At 54.1% G+C, this 21,369-nt stretch carries 18 protein-coding genes; 14 read left to right on the top strand and 4 right to left on the bottom strand.

Translation table 11 applies throughout. From position 1 onward, the window contains the following. From GBM95_RS12315 to GBM95_RS06725, 3 genes are all read left to right on the top strand, one after another. Positions 1-225: hypothetical protein (locus tag GBM95_RS12315; protein ID WP_193222610.1), on the top strand; the 225-nt coding region annotated here is incomplete at its 5' end. A gap of 229 nt (positions 226-454) precedes the next feature. After that, positions 455-1,573, top strand: a complete 1,119-nt coding sequence (locus tag GBM95_RS06730; protein ID WP_226963202.1) for an ATP-binding cassette domain-containing protein — start codon at positions 455-457, stop codon at positions 1,571-1,573. Positions 1,574-1,651: 78 nt separating this feature from the next. Further along, positions 1,652-2,602 (top strand): DMT family transporter, encoded by a 951-nt coding sequence (locus GBM95_RS06725; protein WP_226963201.1) that lies wholly within the window; start codon positions 1,652-1,654, stop codon positions 2,600-2,602. Here GBM95_RS06725 and GBM95_RS06720 read toward each other — a convergent pair. Continuing rightward, positions 2,588-3,646 carry a glycosyltransferase family 9 protein gene (locus tag GBM95_RS06720; protein ID WP_152158404.1) on the bottom strand — a complete coding sequence of 353 codons (1,059 nt, stop codon included), beginning with the start codon at positions 3,644-3,646 and terminating at the stop codon, positions 2,588-2,590. The two genes, GBM95_RS06725 and GBM95_RS06720, sit on opposite strands and share 15 nt — an antisense overlap. 2 nt (positions 3,647-3,648) lie before the next feature. Continuing rightward, entirely contained in the window at positions 3,649-4,662 is a 1,014-nt protein-coding gene (gene rfbB, locus GBM95_RS06715; RefSeq protein WP_152158403.1) for a dTDP-glucose 4,6-dehydratase, read from the bottom strand. Positions 4,663-4,739: 77 nt separating this feature from the next. Between rfbB and rng the strand changes: the two genes are divergently transcribed. The 9 genes from rng to GBM95_RS06670 all read left to right on the top strand — a co-directional run bounded on the left by rng (position 4,740) and on the right by GBM95_RS06670 (position 18,869). Continuing rightward, positions 4,740-6,197 (top strand): ribonuclease G, encoded by a 1,458-nt coding sequence (gene rng / locus GBM95_RS06710; protein WP_226963200.1) that lies wholly within the window; start codon positions 4,740-4,742, stop codon positions 6,195-6,197. Between the two features lie 34 nt (positions 6,198-6,231). After that, a complete protein-coding gene (sbcB, locus tag GBM95_RS06705; RefSeq protein ID WP_226963199.1) occupies positions 6,232-7,749 on the top strand; it encodes an exodeoxyribonuclease I in 1,518 nt (505 codons plus the stop codon). 53 nt (positions 7,750-7,802) lie between these two features. Beyond that, positions 7,803-9,236: a cysteate racemase gene (locus GBM95_RS06700; protein WP_152158401.1), complete on the top strand. Its 1,434-nt coding sequence runs from the start codon at positions 7,803-7,805 to the stop codon at positions 9,234-9,236. Between the two features lie 89 nt (positions 9,237-9,325). Further along, on the top strand, positions 9,326-10,228 hold the full coding sequence (locus GBM95_RS06695) for an NAD(P)-dependent oxidoreductase (protein ID WP_152158400.1): 903 nt from the start codon (positions 9,326-9,328) through the stop codon (positions 10,226-10,228). 99 nt (positions 10,229-10,327) lie between these two features. Further along, positions 10,328-12,400: a glutamine--tRNA ligase gene (locus GBM95_RS06690; protein WP_152158399.1), complete on the top strand. Its 2,073-nt coding sequence runs from the start codon at positions 10,328-10,330 to the stop codon at positions 12,398-12,400. A gap of 207 nt (positions 12,401-12,607) precedes the next feature. Then, positions 12,608-12,937, top strand: coding sequence for an FMN-binding protein (locus GBM95_RS06685; RefSeq protein WP_139688600.1), 330 nt, complete (start codon positions 12,608-12,610; stop codon positions 12,935-12,937). 119 nt (positions 12,938-13,056) lie between these two features. After that, positions 13,057-14,187, top strand: coding sequence for an FAD:protein FMN transferase (locus tag GBM95_RS06680; RefSeq protein ID WP_152158398.1), 1,131 nt, complete (start codon positions 13,057-13,059; stop codon positions 14,185-14,187). Between the two features lie 102 nt (positions 14,188-14,289). Next, positions 14,290-17,697 carry a DNA polymerase III subunit alpha gene (dnaE, locus tag GBM95_RS06675; protein ID WP_152158397.1) on the top strand — a complete coding sequence of 1,136 codons (3,408 nt, stop codon included), beginning with the start codon at positions 14,290-14,292 and terminating at the stop codon, positions 17,695-17,697. Between the two features lie 32 nt (positions 17,698-17,729). Then, on the top strand, positions 17,730-18,869 hold the full coding sequence (locus GBM95_RS06670) for a glycosyltransferase (RefSeq protein ID WP_152158396.1): 1,140 nt from the start codon (positions 17,730-17,732) through the stop codon (positions 18,867-18,869). A 157-nt stretch (positions 18,870-19,026) separates the two neighbouring features. Here the strand turns inward: GBM95_RS06670 and GBM95_RS12640 are convergent, their stop codons facing one another. Together GBM95_RS12640 and GBM95_RS12635 are read right to left on the bottom strand one after the other, a co-directional pair. Then, positions 19,027-19,203, bottom strand: a complete 177-nt coding sequence (locus GBM95_RS12640; protein ID WP_226963198.1) for a transposase — start codon at positions 19,201-19,203, stop codon at positions 19,027-19,029. Then, positions 19,200-19,757 carry a transposase gene (locus GBM95_RS12635; RefSeq protein WP_226963197.1) on the bottom strand — a complete coding sequence of 186 codons (558 nt, stop codon included), beginning with the start codon at positions 19,755-19,757 and terminating at the stop codon, positions 19,200-19,202. The genes GBM95_RS12640 and GBM95_RS12635 overlap by 4 nt, the downstream gene beginning before the upstream one ends. Positions 19,758-20,009: 252 nt before the next feature. On the opposite strand from GBM95_RS12635, the gene GBM95_RS06660 reads away from it, so the two are divergent. Then, on the top strand, positions 20,010-20,543 hold the full coding sequence (locus GBM95_RS06660; RefSeq protein ID WP_226963203.1) for a transposase: 534 nt from the start codon (positions 20,010-20,012) through the stop codon (positions 20,541-20,543). Between the two features lie 431 nt (positions 20,544-20,974). Continuing rightward, positions 20,975-21,369, top strand: a 395-nt coding sequence (locus GBM95_RS06655; RefSeq protein WP_152158394.1) for a helix-turn-helix domain-containing protein, incomplete at its 3' end; no start/stop codon positions are given.

Raw genomic sequence — 21,369 nt, 5'->3', positions numbered from 1 at the left:
CGCGAGCAGCCGCATAAGCCCTTGAAGAAGCGGCGCAGTCGAAAGCGGAATACGACGCGCGCGCACTGCGCTGAAAAGCGCCGCTACGGGCCGACGATCAGACTCATCTGCCAGTTCCTCATCTGCGTATCGGCCAAGATCCGCGAACTGCAGACCCGCATTGTCTTCGGCCTGCCGCCGATGCCGGAAGCCTGGCAGCGCCGTTTTGAAATCCTGATGGAATAGCCCCTGACGGAGCGTCCCCGACTCGTTGTCAACTCGGGGGTAAGGGGGTGTTGTACCCGCTGCGCGGATTTATGGTGACTAGATGAGATCGATTCTCAATTGAGCCTCGGAGATCGGAGCTCCGAGGCCGGATGAAATATCAAGGCTAATTGTGCCTATATTGTGGAAATTTCCACTAAAAACATCATAAACTGCCAATTTTTAGACTGTAAACAACCGAATTTATGTGTTGGGTCCGGATTTTCCGGTTGCAGTCATAAAAATTGGCACTTGCTCAGACCTTCCTAAGGTCAATGAGCTCCTCAAGGATCTGACGCTGAAGACTCAGCAGATCAAGGCGGCGGGCACGCCGCTGACCCAGTTGGTCTCCATGTGCGGCGTTTCCATCGTCGTGGTGTTTGCGTTGCTTCAGGCGCAGGCAGGCATACTCACAATCGGCGAGTTCACGACGTTCCTCTCTGCGATGCTGCTCCTGCTTCCGCCGATCAAGCACCTCTCTAATGTGATGGGGTCGACCGCCGCTATGACTGCGGCTGCGGAAAGCCTCTTCAAAATGATTGATGAGTTTCCGGAAAAAGACGAAGGAACGCGGGACGTCAATCGCATTCAGGGCGAGGTTATTTTCGACCATGTCGGCTTTACGTATCCTGGTGCAGAAAAAGCGACGCTTAAAAAATTCACGCTGGATGTGAAGCCCGGCGAAATGATCGCTCTGGTGGGCTCTTTGGGTGCCGGCAAATCGACGCTCATCAACCTGATCCCAAGATTTTGGAATCCGACTGAGGGTGAAATCTACTTTGACGGTATTCCGCAGAAGGAGCTGACGCTTGAAAGTCTGAGGCGGCAGATCGCGTTGGTGAGTCAGGACGTTGTGATCTTTGACGACACTATTGCAAACAACATTGCCTACGGCTGCAAAGATACTGTGACGCGTGAGCAGATTGAGGCCGCGGCGGATGCTGCGGCGCTCACAGATTTCATCAAGACTTTGCCCGACGGTCTGGATACGCCGGTCGGCGCTAACGGCAGCATGCTTTCCGGCGGCCAGCGCCAGCGCATTTCCATTGCAAGAGCTTTCCTCAAAAATGCTCCTGTGCTGCTTCTTGACGAAGCAACCAGTGCTTTGGATACGGAAAGCGAGAAGCATATTCAGAAGTCGCTCGATACGCTTCTCAAAGGGCGTACGTCTTTTGTGGTTGCTCATCGACTCTCGACGATCATCAATGCAGACTGCATTGTGGTCATGCGTGACGGCGGCATTGCCGAGATCGGCAGTCACGAGGAGCTCCTCGCACGTCAGGGGTTCTATCATCATCTCTACACGATTCAGTTCAGCAAAAGCAACTGACGCAAAGAACGGGTAATGTTCAAAGGGCGCGCTCTGAGAGGCGCGCCTTTTTACTGTAAGGGATCCTTAGACACAATCATGATGCTGACCGGTTTCATATACGGCGTTGTCGCCTGCGCGCTCTGGGGACTGGTCTACATGATCCCGCTCTGGCTTGCCGCATACGATCCCCTCTTGATTGCATTGGCGCGCTACACTATTTTTGGGGCGTTGTCGACGGTGCTGCTTTTCTTCAACCTGCGGTATGTGCGTCAGATGACTGCTGGCGACTGGTGGAGCGCAATTGCTCTGGGCGTCATCGGCAACCTCTTTTTCTACTGGCTTTTGGCTTCAGCCGTGCAGCTCGCCGGTGCTCCGATCGCAGGTGCCTTCACTGCCGTTATTCCCATCAGCGTGGCAATTGTTGCAAATCTATCCGCAGCCCGCGTAGGACACGGGGTTGCGTGGGGGAAGCTCGTCCTCCCGCTTTCTGTGGTGGGTGCCGGGATGATATGCCTCAACTGGACGGAGTTTGCATACTTTCTTCAGACATCATCTGAGCCCCCTTCAGGATTCTGGCTGGGTGTTTTCTATGCGTTTCTCAGCCTGCTGGTCTGGACCTGGTATCCCTTAAGCAATGCGGAATGGCTTATTCGTCATCGAGGCAAGATGTCGCCGATGTTCTGGACGGCCGCTCAGGGCGCAGCAGCGTTGCCGGCATCATTGGTTGGCCTGGTCTGGTATGTCTGGAATGACGGCGGGATCATGCATGCGCTCGGTGAAACCCCCGAAAAGTTTGTGGCTGGCGTTCTTTTTCTGGGGGTGGTTTGTTCATGGCTTGCGATTTGCTTCTGGAATGCCATGAGTCAGCGTTTGCCGAGAGCGCTGGGCGGACAAATGATTATTTTTGAAACGATCTTTGCCGTCATTTATGCGCACATCATGAGGGAGCAGATGCCGACAACGCTCATGAGCGTCGGCATGATTTTGCTTCTCGTTGGGGTCTTCATGTCTGTTCGCGTGTTCCAGCAGCATTCAAAGAGCATTTGAGAGTGCTCGCCAGACTTTTTCCGCGGGAATGTTCTGCATGCACCGGGAGAGTTCGGGCGGATCGAAATGTGCGCAGCGGTGGTTGCTGCAGCCGTCGCAGGGCTTTAGTTGATCCTGCCTGATGATGGTGACATTGAGAACCGTCTGTAAATCCAGAAGCCCGGAAAACTGTGCGGGACGTCCTTCCTTGGGTGATGGCCCCCATGCACTGACAGGGGTTGGTCCAAAAATGAAAAACGACGGCGTTCCGGTAGCGGCGGCAACGTGAGCCGTTGCGGTATCCACTCCCAAAAAGGCACGGGCATTCCTGATGATTCTTCCGGTTTGTCCGAAAGAGACTTTCCCTGCAATGGAAACAACCTTGTCAGAGGGGAATCCGTCCGAAATATCACGGATGTAATCGTGCTCAAAAGCAGAGGGACCGCCAGTCAGGCAGATATCCTTTCCGCTGTCCAGTATTTTGCTAAAGAGCTTTCGCCATTCATTCTTAGACCAGTTTTTATCCTGGTAGCGTGAACAGGGATGGCAGGCGACATAGTCTCCTAACGGGGTTAAAAGTTGTGATAGATCATCAGAGAGCGGGGCATCCGGCGCTACAGGTTTGAGTGGAGGGATCGACCCGACAACAGGTTCTGCCAAAGCTGTAAACGTGTCCAGCATATGTCCAGGCGCCCATGGAACAAATTTGCTGATAAGAAGATGAATCCACAGATCTTTCGTTTTATTAAAGGTCTGAGGCATCACCTGATGCTTGGCGCTCGACCAGCTGTAAAACGTGCATCGAGTGCTGTTCATGGTGGATAACGCCCAGTCATAGCTGTTCCATGACCGGATGTGGTCAAGCGCCTGTCGGAATTTATTGGGATGGCGCTCAACGCCGATAACGTTGTCGATGGCTGAAATGCCTTCGAGAATTCCGCGGTTGTCCTTGAAGGTCAGAAGGTCAACCTGAGCGTCCGGGAGCTTCTTCTTAATCGCCGGAGCTAGGGCTGCCGCGAGAAGGCAGTCGCCGAGATAACGCAGGGAGACGATCAGGATTTTCATTTTTATTGTTCCTTGCCTTGCAGGGAGAAGTGAGCGAGGTACCACCGGAGTGTTGCATCCAGGCCGGCTGAGAAGTCTACCTGCGGCTTCCAGCCGAGCATCCGGCGAATCTTCGCGGCATTGAGCCCGTATCGAACGTCATGCCCCGGACGATCGGAAACATGTCTGATGAGTTCAGCATAAGATCCCTGCGAGCTGGGCTTCAGCGCGTCGAGACGAGTGCATATGCGCTCGATGTAGTCGAAATTCGTGAGCTCGTTGTTTGTGCCCACGTTGTAGATCTCACCCGGTAGCCCCTTTTCGAGAATCAGCGTGATTGCACGGCAGAAGTCCGAAACATGGATCCAGTCGCGGATCTGAAGGCCGCTTCCGTAAACGGGTATCGGTTCGCCGGAGAGCGCTTTCTGGATCACACTCGGCGTGAGCTTCTCAGGGTACTGGCGCGGCCCATAGTTATTTGTGCAGCGTACGGTGATGACGGGCATGCCGTATGTTCGGGCATAGGCGCGGCCGAGCTGGTCCTGCGCAGCCTTGCTTGCCGAATAGGGACTGCTCGGATCAAAGGGCGTTTCTTCGACAGCGGGCGGTGCGTCCTTCGTCAGGAACCCGTAGACCTCATCGGTTGAAATGTTGATGAAGCGGAAGGCTGAGCGCACCTCTTCGCTCAATGAATCCCGGTAGCGGCGCGCCGCTTCAAGGAGCGTGGCCGTGCCGAGCACATTGGTTTCAATGAAGATTTTGGGGCCGGAGATCGAACGGTCCACATGACTTTCTGCTGCGAAATGGATGACGGCTCTCGGATGAAAGCGGTCGAACGCTTCGGCAACCGCATCTGCGTCTGCCACATTCCCGAGGATGAAACGGTAGCGCGGGTCGTTTCTGACGGAATTCAGGTTCTCAGGATTGCCGGCGTAGGTGAGCGCATCAAGGTTCACCACGGGTTCCTGGTGGTGCTGAAGCCATTCAAGAATGAAGTTTGAGCCGATGAAGCCGGCTCCGCCGGTAATGAGGATCATGCAGTATGTCGGGCGCCTATAGAATGAGCGCAGCAGTGAAAATCAAGGGGCGCTTCTATTCAAGCGCTGAAAAATTCGTGGAACAAATCCTTATCAACAGCTCCCGCGAGGAAGCGCGAGTTGCCATTTTAGAGGACGGCATCCTGAAGGACATCCTCGTTGAGCGCATGTGCGCCCGGGGCCTCGTGGGAAACGTCTATTACGGTCAGGTGGTCCGCGTGCTTCCGGGCATGCAGAGCGCATTTCTGAATGTCGGGCTTGAGCGCACGGCTTTCCTTCATATTGCTGAAATTGAAGGGGCCCGCACTGAAACCGGTGCGCTTCGCCCGATCGAAACCCTTCTTCACGAAGGGCAACGCCTGATGGTTCAGGTTGCAAAGGACCCGATCGGAACGAAGGGAGCGAGGCTCACGACAACGATTTCGCTTGCCGGTCGGAAACTCGTCTACCTTCCCAACGACACGCACATCGGCGTCTCTCAGCGCATCGATGACGAAGCGCTTCGAGAAAGGCTCCGGGAAGAAGTAACTGCACTTCGTCCTCCGGAAGAAAAAGGCGGCTACATCGTACGAACGAGCGCTGAGGAAGGCGCGACGGAAGAGGAATTCCGCACGGACATGACTTACCTTGCGCACCTCTGGAAGGAAATTCAGCAGAAGGCGCGCGAAGCGAAGGGGCCGAAACTCCTCTACCAGGATCTCACGCTTTCGCAAAGAGTCCTGCGCGACTTGGTGCACGAGGAAACCGCTTCGATTGAAGTGGATGAACGAGGCGAATATAAGGCTCTCCAGGCGTTTGCCAGGCAGTTTGTGCCGACGGCGGCTGAGAAGCTTCATTTCTATGAAGGTGAGACGCCCCTCTTTGAGCTATACGGCATTGATGCGGAACTTGAAAAAGCGCTCGGGCGCCGGGTGGACCTGAAGAGCGGCGGCTATCTCGTTTTCGACCAGACCGAGGCGATGACGACGATCGACGTCAATACCGGAGCCTACGTCGGAAAGCGCGACTTCAGCGACACCGTCTTCAAAACCAATCTTGAGGCGGCGCAGGTTATTGCGCGGCAGCTGAGGCTCAGGAACCTGGGCGGCATCATCATCGTCGACTTCATCGACATGGCGAAGGATGAGCACCGGGAGGCGGTGTTGAGCGAACTGCGGCGTGCGGTCGCGCACGACCGCACCAAGATGACCGTGAGCGGCTTCAATGAGCTCGGGCTCGTTGCGATGACGAGAAAGCGCACGCGGGAGTCTCTCGCGCATGTGCTTTGCGAAACCTGCCCGATCTGCGGGGGACGCGGCGAAATCAAGACGGCAAGAACGGTTTGCTATGAGATCCTCCGCGAGATCGTGAGGCTTTCGAAGCAATATAAGGACATGAAGGAGTACCGGATTCTTGCCAGTCAGACGGTGATCGACCTTCTCCTCGAAGAGGAATCCCAGGCGCTCGAACTCCTTCAGCAGTCGGTTGAAAGACCCATTCTTCTCGAGGTGGAAGCCGCCTATTCGCAGGAAGAGTGGGACGTGATCCTCGCCTAAGTCGACAGAGCAAAAGACAGGAAACTTGAAGCAGATGACGCAAATGAAGCCCCGGAACCCCACTTTCTACTGGTACGACTACGAAACCTTCGGCGTGGATCCGAAGCGAAATCGCCCCGCACAGTTCGCAGGCCGCCGCACGGGCCTCGATTTTGAACCCGTGTCGGAGGGCGAGGTTTTCTATTGCCGTCCGGCCATGGATCAGCTCCCGAGCCCGGAGAGCTCGCTTCTCACCGGAATTACGCCGCAGCTCTGTGAAGAAAAGGGATTGAGGGAAACCGAGTTCGCGCAGGACGTCTGGGAGCGGCTTAATGCCCCCGGTACGGTGAGCATCGGCTACAACACGCTTGGATTCGACGATGAAGTCAATCGCTTCCTTTTCTGGCGAAATTTCCTCGATGCTTATCAGCACAGTTGGGCGAACGGCTGCTCCCGGTGGGATCTCTTTCCTGTCGTCTGCGCTGCTTGGGCGCTGCGGGGCGATGCCATCAAGTGGCCGAAGTGGGAAGATATTGATCCGGCGGTGTACCCGAAGGCAGCCGGCAGAAGCGGCGTCTGCTTCAAGCTTGAATTCCTGACCAAGGCCAACGGCATTGAGCATGGTCATGCCCATGATGCGCTTTCAGACGTTGAGGCGACGATCGGCCTTGCGAGACTTCTTGCGGAAAAAGAACCGCGTCTTTGGCAGTGGGCCTTTGAAAATCGAACGAAGGAGAAGGTCCTTGCCACCATCAGTGGCGCAAAGCCCGTCGTGTGGGTGACGCCCCGCTTCGGCATCGCACGGGGATGCACCGGCATTGCCGCCTGCTTCTATCAGGACAAGAACGATTGCTGGATGTGGGATCTGATGGAAGATCCCACAATTCTGCGCACGCTGTCGCTCGAAGAGTTCCGCAAGCGGGCCTTCCCGACGGCTGAGGATCGTGCGGCAGGCACAGTGCGCCTGCCTATCAAGCAATTGAAGGCAAATGCGTCGCCTTTTGTCTGCTCCAATCTTCGCGTGCTTTCGCAGGACCGGGCAAAGCAGTACGGCATCGATTTCGAGGTGGTTCAGCAGAACCTCGCGAAGCTTCGGGAAATCATTCCGCTCATTCAGACGGTTTTCGCGGAAGTTCTGGGGATGCGCTTTGCGGATGAAAAGCTTGACGTCCATCCGGATCCGGATACGTCGCTTTATTCGTCAGGATTTGCGAGTGCAAACGACAAGGTGCAGTTCGCGAAAATTCGCGAATCGAACCCTCAAGAACTCAAAAACCTCGCTGAAAGCGGAGCGCTTCACTTTGATGATCCGCAGTTCAGTGAAATGCTTCTTCGCTACCGCGCCCGCAACTGGCCGGAAACCTTGTCTCCAGAGGACGCAGCGCACTGGAAGGCGCTTTGCCGTCGACGCCTGATGGAAGGCGAAGACCGGGCGCTTACCGTGAGCCGATACTTTGAAGAAATTGATCGGGCTCAGGAAAGCGGTCAGTTTGACGACGAAATGCACCAGGAAATCCTGGGCGCCCTCTATGAGTGGGGCGAACGCCTTGGCGAATTCGCGAGCGAGGACTAAAGTGAGATCGAAGCCCGTTTGAGGCCGAAAGTAGTTTGTTGAGGAGAGACAACATGGGATTCAAAAAAATTGGCGTCGCGTGCGGAATTAATCCGCTCCCGGGGCTGAAGATCAAGGCCTGGCTTATTGCCACGGGTTCCGACCTCGATATGGAAGTCGAGGTCGTCGAATCTGCAGAGGAAATGCCGCTTGAGGCGCCGACGCCGAGAATCGCTCTGGGCGACCGCAAGATTGCGGCTTTCCTCGCGGCTTCGGAACTTCAGAAAGCCGGCTGCGAAGCCGTCATCATTCCGGACGTCAGAACGGAACCCTTCCTTCCTGAACTTCAGAAGGAACTTCAGGTGCCGGTGATTTCGCTCCTTGCAGGGCTTCCTGAAAGCCTTAAGGCCGAAGGCATCCGCCGGATCGGTCTCCTCGGGCGAGCTGTTCCGCAGGAGTTTTACGAGAAGCTTTTCGGCGCCGACTTTGAATTCGTGAAGCCTTCGGAAGACCTTGCGCCGATCTACGACATCCTTCAGAGCCCGGGTGAGGCGCTCAAAAAGCACGGCTTCTCTTCAGAAAACGAAGAGATGATGAAGGCGGGCGAGAAGCTCCTTGAAGCCGGCGCTGAGGTGCTTATCCCCAACTGCACGCAGATGGCGCGCTTTGCCGAAGAGCTGCGTCTGCGGGGACTTCCCGTCATCGACCTCCTGAGAAATTCCGCCGTGGAAGCGGTCAAGGCTACGCCCAAGCGCCTTCCGAAACCCTTCAAAGTGGGGCTCATCGGCGGCCTCGGGCCCGCGGCAACGGTGGACCTTTACGACAAGATCGTGAAGGCGACGCCCGCGAAGACGGATCAGGAACACATCAAGGTCGTGGTTGAGCAGAATCCGCAGATCCCCGACCGTACGGCATCGCTTCTCCACGGCGGCGTGGATCCGACGCTCGCGATGTTCAACTGCGCGAAGCGCCTCGAGGATGATGAATGCGACGCGATCATCGTGCCCTGCAATACGGCGCATGCGTTTCTTCCCTATCTCCAGCGCTTCATCCGCACGCCCTTCATCAACATGCAGCAGGCTGCGCTCGATGAAATCAAGGCGACGCTCGGCGACAAGGCCCGGATCGGACTTCTCGCCACGACCGGCACCGTCCAGACGGGCATTTATTCCGACAAGGCGAAGGCCATGGGGCTTGCCATGTTTGTGCCCGATGCCGAGCATCAGGAACGCGTCATGGCGGCCATTTACGGGCCTAAGGGCGCGAAGGCGGGCTTTACCGACGGCGTCTGCCGCGATGATCTGCTTTCAGCGGCAGAAGTGCTCGTGCGCGACCACGGCTGTAACTGCCTGATCCTCGGCTGCACGGAACTCCCTCTGATTCTCGATGAGTCGGACGACTTTGAAGTCGCGGGCGCGCATGTTGTGGTCATTGACCCGACGGCTGCGCTTGCGCGCAAGGTCGTGAAGACTGCCGAAGAAGCTTTCGAGCGCACCGGCATTCGCTGATCGCTTCGAAATCACCACCGCCGCACGTGAGGTCCGTGGCCTCGCGTACGGCGGAAACTCCCTTTTGCCGGTTTCCCGGACGGATTCCTATGCAGACCAAAAACTATCCTCAGACCGAACCCATGACGGCTGCCTTCATCGGACTCGGCGTCATGGGTTATCCCATGGCCGGTCATCTCGCGCGAGCAGGCCACAAAGTCGCTGTCTACAACCGCACGACGGCAAAGGCCGAGCGCTGGGCGGCTGAATTCGGCGGCCGGATCGCACAAACGCCGCGTGAGGCTGCAGAAGGCGCTCAGATCGTTTTTGCCTGCGTCGGCAACGACGATGATCTGAGAAGCGTCGTCCTTGGCGAAAATGGGGCGCTCGCCGGCATGGCGGAAGGTGCGGTGTTCGTGGACCACACGACGGCAAGCGCTATGGTCGAGCGCGAGCTCGCCGTGGAAGCGCAGAAGAGAAGCGTCGATTGGGTGGATGCTCCGGTATCGGGCGGCCAGGCCGGCGCCGAAAACGGGTGCCTCACGGTACTTCTCGGAGGCGAAGCGTCAGTCTGCGCCCGGATCGAGCCGGTGCTCCGGGCTTACAGCAGTCAGATCACTCACTTTGGCGCCGTCGGCTCCGGGCAGCTCGCCAAGATGGTGAATCAGATCTGCATTGCAGGGTGCGTGCAGGGGCTCGCTGAAGGCCTTGCCTTCGGCATGAATGCCGGACTCGACATGGATAAGCTCATTTCTGCGCTGTCGGGGGGCGCCGCCTCGTCGTGGCAGATGGTCAACCGCAGCAAAACCATGGTCGAAGGCAAGTTCGACTTTGGCTTTGCGATCGACTGGATGAGGAAGGATCTTGGCATTGCGCTCAATGAAGCGGAGAGGAACGGCTCGAAGCTTGACATTGCGCGCCAGGTTCTCAGTTTCTATGACGAGCTGAGCGCAAGGGGCGACGGAAGGCTCGACACCTCGAGCCTCATTCTGCGTCTTCCCCGCAAAGCGTAAGAAAACAAACGCCGCGCTAAAATTCATACTTTCATCTTCAACCGGCGCCCATAGGTCGGCGTCGGTTTTTTCTCTCTTTCCCAGGATTCAAGAAACGCGATGAGCGACAACACGGAAGCCCAGACCGGGCGTGCAACCAACTTCATTCGCAACATCATCGAAGAGGATTTGGCTGAAGGCGCCAATCAGCCGCGCTATTGGTGCGGCTATCCGGCTCCCTATTCCGAGGAGCTCGAGAAGGGCCAGCCCGATACGGCGAAAATCCGCACGCGTTTCCCGCCGGAGCCGAACGGCTACCTTCACATCGGCCACGCGAAGAGCATCTGCCTCAACTTCGGCCTTGCCCGCGATTACGGCGGCCGCTGCCACATGCGCTTCGACGACACCAATCCCGTGAAGGAGGATCAGGAGTACGTCGACGGCATTCTCGACAGCGTTCGCTGGCTTGGCTTCTCCTGGGAGCACGGGAGCGAGAAGAACCTCTATTTCGCGAGCTCGTACTTTGAGTACATGTACGCCTTTGCCGAACACCTCATCAAGACGGGCTATGCCTATGTCGACGAGCAGACGGCGGACGAAATGCGCGACAACCGTGGCACGCTCAAGGAACCGGGAAAGAACTCTCCCTACCGCGATCGTTCGGTTGAGGAGAATCTGCGCATCTTCCGCGAAATGAGGGACGGCAAGCACGCCGAAGGCTCGATGGTTCTGCGCGCCCGCATCGACATGGCAAGCCCCAACATCAACCTGCGCGATCCGGCGATCTACCGCATCCGCTTTGCCGAACACCATTCGACGGGCAACAAGTGGTGCATCTATCCGATGTACACCTTTGCGCACCCGATCGAGGATTCGCTCGAAAACATCACCCACTCGATCTGCACGCTCGAATTCGAAGATCAGCGTGCGTTCTACGACTGGGCGCTTGAGCGCGTGGTTCCGGTGCTCCGCACTCCCCAGTATGAGGAAGCGCAGAAGCTCGTTGCCGCGATGGCGAAGGGCGAGGATGCGAGAGCCATGGCTTTCGTCGCGGCCGCTTATGCGGCGCGAGAGAAGCTTGGGCAGAGCGCTCCGGAAGCGGAACTTGCGAAGCTTTTTGAAGGCTGGAAGGAAGGTGTTCCCGCCGACCTCTCGGATGCGTCCGTGAAGCGCTTCTTTGAAGTGCTGACTAAGCATCCGGAAAACTTCACGCCGCTCCTTCAGGCAGCGCTCTCGGCGACGGTGAGAAAGAACTTCTTCCTCCTCTCGCACCAGTACGAATTCAATCGCCTGAACCTCACCTATGTTGTGGTGAGCAAGCGCAAGCTCATTCAGCTCGTGACGGAACATTACGTCGACGGCTGGGATGATCCCCGCATGCCCACGATCGTGGGTCTGCGCCGTCGCGGCTTCACGCCGGAAAGCCTGCAGACCTTTGCGGAACGCTGCGGCGTCTCCCGCGTCGCAGGCGGCTGGATCGACTATTCCGTGCTCGAGCAGTGCCTGCGCGAGGACCTCGAGGCCCGTGCGGAGCGCCGCATGACGGTGCTTCATCCTCTGAAGCTCATCATCGACAACTATCCTGAAGGCCAGTCCGAAACGCTGATCGCGGAAAATCATCCTCAGAAGCCCGAAATGGGAACGCGCGAAATCACGTTCTCGCGCGAGCTCTGGATTGAGGAGAGCGATTTTGCGGAAGTGCCGCCCAAGGGCTTCCGCCGCCTCACGATCCCGGCTGACGGTTCTCCCGCCAAGCCCGTGCGTCTGCGCTACGGCTACGTCATCGTTCCGACCTCGTTTGAGAAGGATGCTTCCGGGAAGGTTATCGCCGTACATGCAAACTATCTTCCTGAAACGCGTTCGGGCACCGAAGGGTCGATGAGCGTGAAGACGAAGGCCACCATTCACTGGCTTGACGCTCAGACGGCGAAGGCTGCGGAAGTGCGCGTCTACGACCGGCTCTTCTGCGAACCCAATCCGGAAGCGGGCGAAGGCAGCTTCCTCGACCGTCTCACTCCCAATTCGAAGACGATTCTTCAGTCATTTGTGGAGCCCTGCACGGCTCTTGCGAAGCCTGACGAAAAGTTCCAGTTCGAGCGCAGCGGCTATTTTGTTGCCGACCGCAAGGATCATTCGCCGGAACACCCTGTTTTCAACCTTTCCGTCGGACTTCGCGACTCCTGGGGGAAATAAGGCGTTTTGCCTAATCCAAGAGAAGTCTCTCCAATGGGAGAGGCTTCTCTAATTTCCTGTGATATGATGAGCCGTCGCCGGGAGATAGGATAAAACCCTCCCAGGTTCATTTCTGCCGATCGGGCGCAGGCGAAGGGACAAATGATTTCCCTTTCTCTCGGCGCCCTATGGCCCAAAGCGCATTTCATTTGAAAGGTACTGCATATCATGAAGAAGATTATTGTTGCCGCTGCTGCTGCTCTTCTCGCCGTCGGCGCCCAGGCTGCCACCTACAAGGATGGCTCCTACACGGGTGAAGGCAAGGGCCGTGAGTCCGTCATCACCGTTCAGGTTGATGTCAAGGGCGGCAAGATTGCCGACGTCAAGGTTGTGAAGCACGGCGAAACCGAAATGATCATCGCTGCTCCGATCGAACAGATGATCCCGGAAATCGTCAAGAAGAACGGCGTTGAAGGTGTTGACTCCGTCGGCGGCGCCACGCTCTCCTCCGAGGGCATCAAGGCTGCCGTTAAGGATGCTCTCTCGAAGGCCCAGTAATCTCGGGATTGAGCTGAGACGCTCTTAAAGCGCCTCATCAGTCATAAGGGGGACCGCTCAAAGCGCCATCCCCCTTTTTTATTGCTCTCTGGAAGAACCGCCGCACTTTGCGGGAAACCATGCTTCGTCATTCTCTTTTCTTTGTCCACGGAACTAAGCTTCGAAAGCTCGCCGTTTCCCTGGCCGCTGCCACGGCAATCGGCTTCTCCTTCCCTTCGGAAAGCATTCTTGCGGCGCCCGCCGCCGCATCTCAGGAAGCTCAGGCACCGGAATACGAGCTCGACACGACGACCCTTCATATGGGAACGGTGGTGAGCGCGAAGCTTCTTGGGAAAACGCCTGAAGCCGTGAAGCACTATGCCGAACTCGTGGAGTCGGAAGTAAAGCGCTATGACGACATGATGAGCGTTCATAAGGAAACGCCCCTCAACGAAGTCAACCGCCGTGCGGGGGAAGCCGTGCCGGTGATGCCCGAAATTGCGGAAATGTCGAGGATGGCGCTCAAGATTGCGGATGAAACCGGGAGCGCCTTTGAGCCCATGATCGGTCCGCTCGTCAACCTCTGGAAGATCGGTTTCGGCGGAAATGAAGTGCCTTCGGACGAAGCGATCAAAAAGGCTATTGAACTCGTCGACCACCGCAAGGTCCGCGTCTGGGAAGAAAACGGGCAATGGTTCATGCAGATCGGCAAGGGCCAGAACGTCGATATGGGCGCCATTGCCAAGGGCTACATCGGCCAGAAGCTTGCTGAAAAGCTTGTGGAGGCGGGGGCCACGCACGGGCTCCTCGATCTCGGCGGCAATGTCGTTGCCATCGGTGAAAAATTCCCCGGGCAGCCCTGGCGCATCGGGCTCCAGAGCCCGGACAAGGAGCGCGGCAGCTATTTCGCCGTTATTTCTGCCGCGAACGAGAGCGTCATTACGTCGGGCGCTTATGAACGCAACTTCGAAAAGAACGGCCGTCGTTACGGCCATATTCTGAGTCCGGTAACGGGGCGCCCGGTGACGACGGACATCGCTTCCGTCACGATTGTGGACAGCCACGGAGCCCGCGCCGATGCCCTCTGCACGGCGCTCTTTGCAATGGGCTGGGATAAGGCGGAAGCCTTCCTCAGAGCCCATCCGGAAGTGCATGCGGTGCTCCTCAAAGAGAATCTTGAGGATGCGCTCGTTTCGGAGGCTCTGCGCAATAAAATTCAGCCATACGATTCGAACCTCAGAATGCACTTTGTCGAGCAGAAAGGAAGCTGATTCCTTTCCTTGCACGCGAGGCGCCGATACCGGCGCACATGACGGCGCTTTGGGTTCTGAACCTCAGGCGCCGTTTTTGCATCCGTAATTTCAAGCATCCTCATGACCGATCCTCGCTTCATCCACCTCAGGTTCCATTCCGAATATTCAATTACAGACGGCATCGTTCGCGTGGATCCCATGATCCATGCAGTGGAAAAGAGCGGAGGCGTGGCCATCGGCATCTGCGATCTGATGAATATTTTCGGCGGCCTTCGTTTTTATACGCATGCGCTCGCCGCCGGCATCAAGCCGATTCTCGGATGCGACCTGAGGGTCATGAATCCGAAGGACCTGAAGAAGCCTTATCGGCTCGGCGTCTACTGCATGAATCATGAGGGCTACCATTCCCTCTGCGTGCTCCTCACGAAAGCGTTCCTCACGAAGAACGACGCGGCCCGAGGACTGATTGACCCCGCCTGGTTTGATAACGGCGGCGGAAAGGGCTTGATTTGCCTCTCCGGCGCCTCGCAGGGAGAACTCGGCCAGCTTCTTCTCTCGAAGCGCTGGGCGCTCGCAGAAGAGGCGCTCGAGCGCTATAAGGCATGGTTCCCAGACTGCTTCTATGTCGAACTACAGCGTGCCGGAAGGCCGTCCGACGAGCTCGCAACCGCGCGTCTCGCGAACTTTGCCGCCGAACACCGCATTCCTGTCGTCGCGACCCACCCGATTCAGTTCCTCAACAAGGAAGACTTTGAAGCGCACGAAGTGCGCTGCTCCATTGCGGAGGGCTATACGCTCCAGGATCCGCGAAGGAGCAGAAACTTTACGGAAGAGCAGTACTTTAAGAGCGAAGACGAAATGTGCGAGCTCTTCAAGGACATTCCGGCTGCGCTCGTCAACTCCGTTGAAATCGCAAAGCGCTGCAATTTGGACGGCGTCCTTTCCAAGCCTCAGCTCCCGCTTTTTCCGACGCCCGACGGCATGTCGCTTGACGATTACATCGACAAGCTCTCCAAGGAAGGCCTTCAGAAGCGCCTTGAGTTCCTTTATCCGGACCCCAAGGTTCTGGAAGAGAAGCGCCCGGCATACGACAAGCGTCTCGAATACGAACTCGGCATCATCAAGGGCATGAAGTTCCCGGGGTACTTCCTTATCGTTCAGGACTTCATCAACTGGTCAAAGCGCAACGGCGTTCCGGTGGGGCCGGGGCGAGGCTCAGGCGCAGGCTCGCTTGTTGCGTATTCCCTTGGCATTACGGATCTGGATCCGCTTCATTTTGACCTCCTTTTTGAACGCTTCCTCAATCCGGAACGCGTGTCCATGCCTGACTTTGACGTGGACTTCTGCCAGTACAACCGCGACCGCACGATTGAGTATGTGAAGCGCGCGTACGGCGCAGATGCGGTGAGCCAGATCGCAACGTTCGGAACCTTGGGCGCCAAGGCGGTGGTGCGAGACGTCGGTCGCGCACTGGACGTTCCTTACATGAAAACGGACGCGCTCTCGAAGTTGATTCCGATGCAGCCCGGCAGGAACATCACGCTTGATGAAGCGATTGCTGAAGTGCCGGAATTCAAGGATGCGATCGAAAACGACGACGAATATAAGGAAATCATTCGAATCGCGAAGCCCCTTGAAGGCCTCACGCGAAACCTTGGCATGCATGCCGGCGGCGTGTTGATTGCACCGGGGAAGCTCACGGACTTCTGTCCGCTCTACAACTCCGACGGGCGCCCAGAAAATACGATCAGCCAGTTCGATAAGAAGGACGTGGAAAATGTCGGCCTCGTGAAGTTCGACTTCCTGGGCCTTACCACGCTTTCCATCCTGGCAAAAGCGGTTGAGTTCATTGACAAGCTCTATCCGGAACAGCATTTCGAACTGGAACGTATTCCGGTGGATGACGTTGAAACCTATGAGCTCTTCCAGCAGGGCAATACTGCTGCCGTATTCCAGTTTGAATCGGAAGGCATGCGTACGCTCCTCAAGCAAGCCAAGCCCGATCGCCTTGAAGACCTGGTGGCCTTAAATGCGCTTTATCGACCGGGTCCGATGGATCTGATTCCGTCCTTCATTGATCGAAAGTTTGGTCGAGAGAAAGTGGAATACCTTGACCAGCGCATGGAGCCGGTGCTCAAGGAAACCTACGGCATCATGGTTTATCAGGAACAGGTGATGCGAGTCGCCCAGGTGGTGGGCGGCTACTCGCTTGGCGGCGCAGACCTTCTGCGCCGAGCCATGGGTAAAAAGAACGTCGAGGAAATGAAGCGTCAGCGCGCCGTCTTCGTGAAGGGCGCTGCTGAACGCAGCGTCAAGGAATCAGTTGCGACTGAAATCTTCGACTTGATGGAAAAGTTCGCGGGCTACGGCTTCAATAAATCCCACGCAGCTGCTTATTCCTATGTCGCCTATCAGACCGCCTATCTTAAGGTCCACCACACCTCATCCTTCTATGCAGCCAACCTCTGCATGGTGATGGATGACGGCGACAAGATGAACGCGCTTGTCACCGACGCTAAAAATAACGGCATTAATTTCCTGATTGCCGATATCAACCAGAGCGACTGGTTCTTCTCGGTTCCTAACGAAGCGCAGATCCGCTTTGGCCTTGGCGCTATTAAAGGCATCAACCGATCGGTGGTAGAAAGCATTATTCGAAGCCGTAAGGAGGAAGGACCGTACACAGACATCTTCAACTTCGCTAAGCGCGTACCTGAGATTAATCAGAAGATTTTTGAGAGTCTGATCAAGGCAGGGGCATTTGATTCCATCGACCGCAGGAGAAATGTCCTGCTCGCCAATGTAAGTGACGCTATTCAGTACTCGAGGGGGCTTCAGGATCATCTAGGACAAGAGGCCTTATTTGGAGAGGAAGTAGCCACACCTCTACTGAAGGAAGATTCTACGTTAGAGTCCAAAGACCTTGAGTGGGAAAAAAACGTGTATGGCTTTTGGGTAAGTGGGCATCCGTACGAACAGTATAAAAATCTGTTTAAAGATATTTTAGGAAATATAAGGTTATTAGATATAGTTCCTGGTAAGGATAATATTTTTGTTGGAGGATTGGTGCTAGATGTACGACAAGTTATAGGCAAGAAGGGGATATTTGGTATTGTTAAAATTGATGATGGTACGAATACTATAGATGTTCTTATTTATTCTGAGATTTGGGAAAGAAAGAAGATAAAAATAAATTGTGGGTCCTTCTTGGCTGTTCGTGGAAAAGTAAAATTTGATGATTATACAAAACAGCTATCTATTATCGCGGGAGATGTATGTGATGCTAATGATTTAATTGGAGATAGTTCTTCAATCATAATTGTGATGACCGATAAAATGTCTTCATTATCCCTTAAGATGATAAAGGAAATTTGCCAGCAAGGTCTAAGTGACGCTCCTCGTACTTATATAAGATATAAAAGCCTGGATTGTAATTGTTTGGGTGATGTTATGGTCGGAAATTACTCGTATAATTTTTCTGCGCTAGCGAATTTTGCCAAAAAATATATAATCAATATTGTTAAATAACCAACTATTAAAAATCGTAATTACATACCATAATGAATGAAAAACATATTGTGTTATTTAGTATCTGGTCCATTCTTAATAATAAAGGAGGAATTGCGAAAGTATTTTGTTCAATGGCAAATGAATTATTAAGTAGAGGATATAAGGTTAGCGCTATTTGTTTTGATGAAAATAATGGTATTGGTGAACCTGGCTTTTATCTCAATCCAAAGATACATTTTTATATTTGTAAGGCTCGGACTCCAATATATTGTTTGCCGCCGATCAGAGATATTCTATGCTTTGATATGAAAAGGGATGTTAGGCACCAAAAACGCGGGCTTCAATTTATGACTTGGCAGTCAAAAAAACTAGAGCCTCTAATTTCTCAATTAGAATCTGTCGATTTATTTCTGACATTTCAACCTGAAGCTACTTACATCTTAAAAAAACTTATGCACATAAGTAAGCCTATAGTAAGTATGTTGCATAGTTTCCCATTGGTTTATACGGATAGACCTATATTTGACATATTGAAGCCTGCAATGGAGCAGTCTAACGCGGTTCAGGTATTAATGCCTGAATATGTTAATATAGCTAAATTAAGATTACAAAATGTTCCTATCGTTTATATTCCTAACGTTGTTCCTCAATATAAAGAACATGCAGAACTAGAATCGAAAACTATTATATGCGTGGCAAGAATTGATCCTGAAAAGAATCCTGAATTATTATTGGATGCTTTTAATTTAATAAAAGATAGGTTCCCAGATTGGAAGGTGGAATGGTGGGGACAAAGAGGACGTTATCATTGCGTACATAAACTAGAACAAAAAATAAAGGCATATGGATTGACTGATCGCTTCATACTTTGTGGTACGACCAAAAATGTTAAAGAAAAGTTACTAAAGGCATCTATTTTTGCATTTCCGTCAAGTTTTGAAGGGTTTAGTTTAGCCTTAACAGAAGCAATGTCTTTGGGCCTTCCTGTAATTGGAATGAATGATTGCCCGTCGGTAAATAAGATTATTGAGAACGATTCTAATGGAATATTGGTTAATAGAGATGCTAATGATTTTGCTTCTGCGCTGAATGAGTTAATGAGTAGTAAGAAAAAAAGAATGCATTTAGGTGCAAAAGCTAAAATAGATATGAGTTTTTTTCTGCAGAAAAAGTTTATGCCAAATGGATAGCTTTATTTGATTCTATTTTAAGGAAGGTCTGAGCAAGTGTTGATTTTTATGGCTGAAACTGGAAAATCCGGACCAAAAGTATAAATTTGGCTGTTTACAGTCTAAAAGTCGGCGCAATATTATGTTTTATAATGAAATTTCTGCAATATAGGCACCATTAGACCTTTAATCTTCTCAGGAAACAACCGACAGTGAAGAGATTGCAGAGCGCCAGCATCGTATTGATGCGATGAGTGTTCTTCGCAATGCCGCGATAGCGGGTCTTGCTGTACGACATTTGAAGCTTCACTCGCGCAAATACATGCTCAACCTTGCATCGGACGCTAGACTTCAAATATTCGATCGCACTATGTCTTCAGCCGGGCGCTCTTTCAAAATGCCTGGACGGAGGTTGATCCGGTACTCACGCTGCTCAGCTTCCTTATCCGTCTGGAATTTTTCGCGCTTTTCCATCCCGACATAGCCGGCATCGCCGTAGACCTGCTCCGTCTCCGACGGGACTTGGCTGATGTCATGCTCGTTGGCGGGGCCGTAGACCGCATTCGTGACGATGCCGATGAGGTCGTCGGTGGCGACGTGCATCTTCATGCCGAAATGCCTCGTATTTCTCTTTATGTCGCTCGACATTTCCGAATCCCGCTTGTGATCGCGATTATTTGTTAAGCTCGGGGCTTCAATGAAGCTGGCATCAACAATGCGTCTTTTGGAGAGCACCAGTCCGGCCGCGGTAATATCGTCGTTGACCAGTTCAAGGACTTGCTTGCCGAGGTTGTGCCTCTCGAGCAGATGACGGAACTGGAGATTCGTGGATTCATCCGGCGTCCGGTCCACCAGCGCCAACCCCACGAATTTTCTAGCAGTAGAGTTCTCGTGAAGGAAATCCTCCATCTGGGGATCATGTTGTAGGCGATCTGCTGCAGATGGATCCGGAGCATGAGTTCAAGCGGGAACAGTTGCCGGCCGCGGCGGCCTGACTCATAGTAGAAGGGCTGAATCAGCTCAAGCAGGCTGACCAGGGGACAAGCTTTTCCAGCCGTTCGGTGAGGCGTTGCGTACGGGTTTTGCGTCTTTTCCGGCGAAGACTGATTCCAAGGACCGAAAACGAAAGCTGTTCATCAGCTCGACAAGGACCTTGATGCTCTGGTCTCAGCCAATGCCAACGGTCGGCTGCTGAAGAGCGTCATGGGCGTCGGCACTCAGATTGCCGGCCGATTCATCACGGTTGTCGGTAATGTAAAGCGGTTTGATAAACCACGTTCGCTTGTCGCCTACATTGGATGCGTGCCTAAAAATTTCATTACGGGGCATGTGAATAAGCCTAGGCAAAAGAAGAGCTCAGCTCCAGATCTGAGAAGCAAGGGCCAGGGGCGAATCAGCCTCCGCGGCGACAAATTGCTGAGATCCCTGCTGATGCAGGGGGCGGCTTGCATCTACATGCAGTACTGCAAGAGGCGGCTGCCTGACTGCCAGCTCACGAAGTGGATTGACAAGCAGCTGGCGATGAGAAAGCCCTATGGCAAGATCATGGTGTCGCTGGCGGCGAAACTCATCCGGATCGCATGGGCGGTGCTCTCCTACGGCGAAAAATTTGACATTCACAGAGCGGGAGTCCCCCGCTCGGTGCTTGCGGCTATGGCCGGCCAATCCTGCAATGAGGCTGCCGCAGCCGCCTGAGGCATCGGCAATTCCATAACTAATCGTGTGAAATGAGAAACCCTTTTCTGTAAGGCTTGTCCAACAGCTATTTCCTATGGATTGCACTTGTTGCATGGCTGTTTATTTTGGCAAGGACAGCCGGCTGCCGCAATAATGCGCTCGACTGACTCAATGCCCGCAGCCAAGCTACGAAGCTCGCACATTACCGTACTAGGAGCTTGACAAACGTGGGTGGTCCAGAGATCCATAGGAAGCCTCTCGCAAATCTATATGATAGATAAATACTATCATATATTTGTATTTATACAATTAATACATTATCTTCAGATGTGTCAGAGCATCCTTAAAAAGTAGACAATCCCCTAGTTTTTTTTCAACCAGAGTTTTTTAATTATTAACATAGGCACAAAATAGTTGACAAGCGGCTACGGTTATGTTATAATTGATAAATGAGTTATGAAGATAAAACCACCACAACCCTCGACGGCCGCAAGGCCACTCCTGAAGCCCAGCTCGAGCTTCGCCGCCGCTGCATTGTTTACTTCCGTGATGGAGTAAAGCGCGCCGAAATTGCACGCAGACTCGGATTGAGCCGTCAATGGGTTACCAAGATCATCAAGATATACCAGACTGAAGGCTTTGACAGCGCCGTTGCCGGCAAGAAGCGCGGCCTGAATGAGGCCGCGGCATCAGAAAAGCGTCGGCTCAGCCGGGAAGAAGAAAAGAAGGTCGCCAACTGGATTGTCGATAAGAATCCCGCGCAGCTGAAGTTCGACTTTGCCTTGTGGACGGCCAAGGCAGTGCGTCAGCTCATCTACAGAGAGTTCGGCAGACAGCTCGACCT

The sequence above is a fragment of the Sutterella seckii genome, assembly GCF_009183815.1.
In the GTDB taxonomy this organism is placed as follows: domain Bacteria; phylum Pseudomonadota; class Gammaproteobacteria; order Burkholderiales; family Burkholderiaceae_F; genus Sutterella; species Sutterella seckii.
Note: the sequence above shows the minus strand (reverse complement) of the source record. Positions and strands in the feature narration are given on the sequence as shown.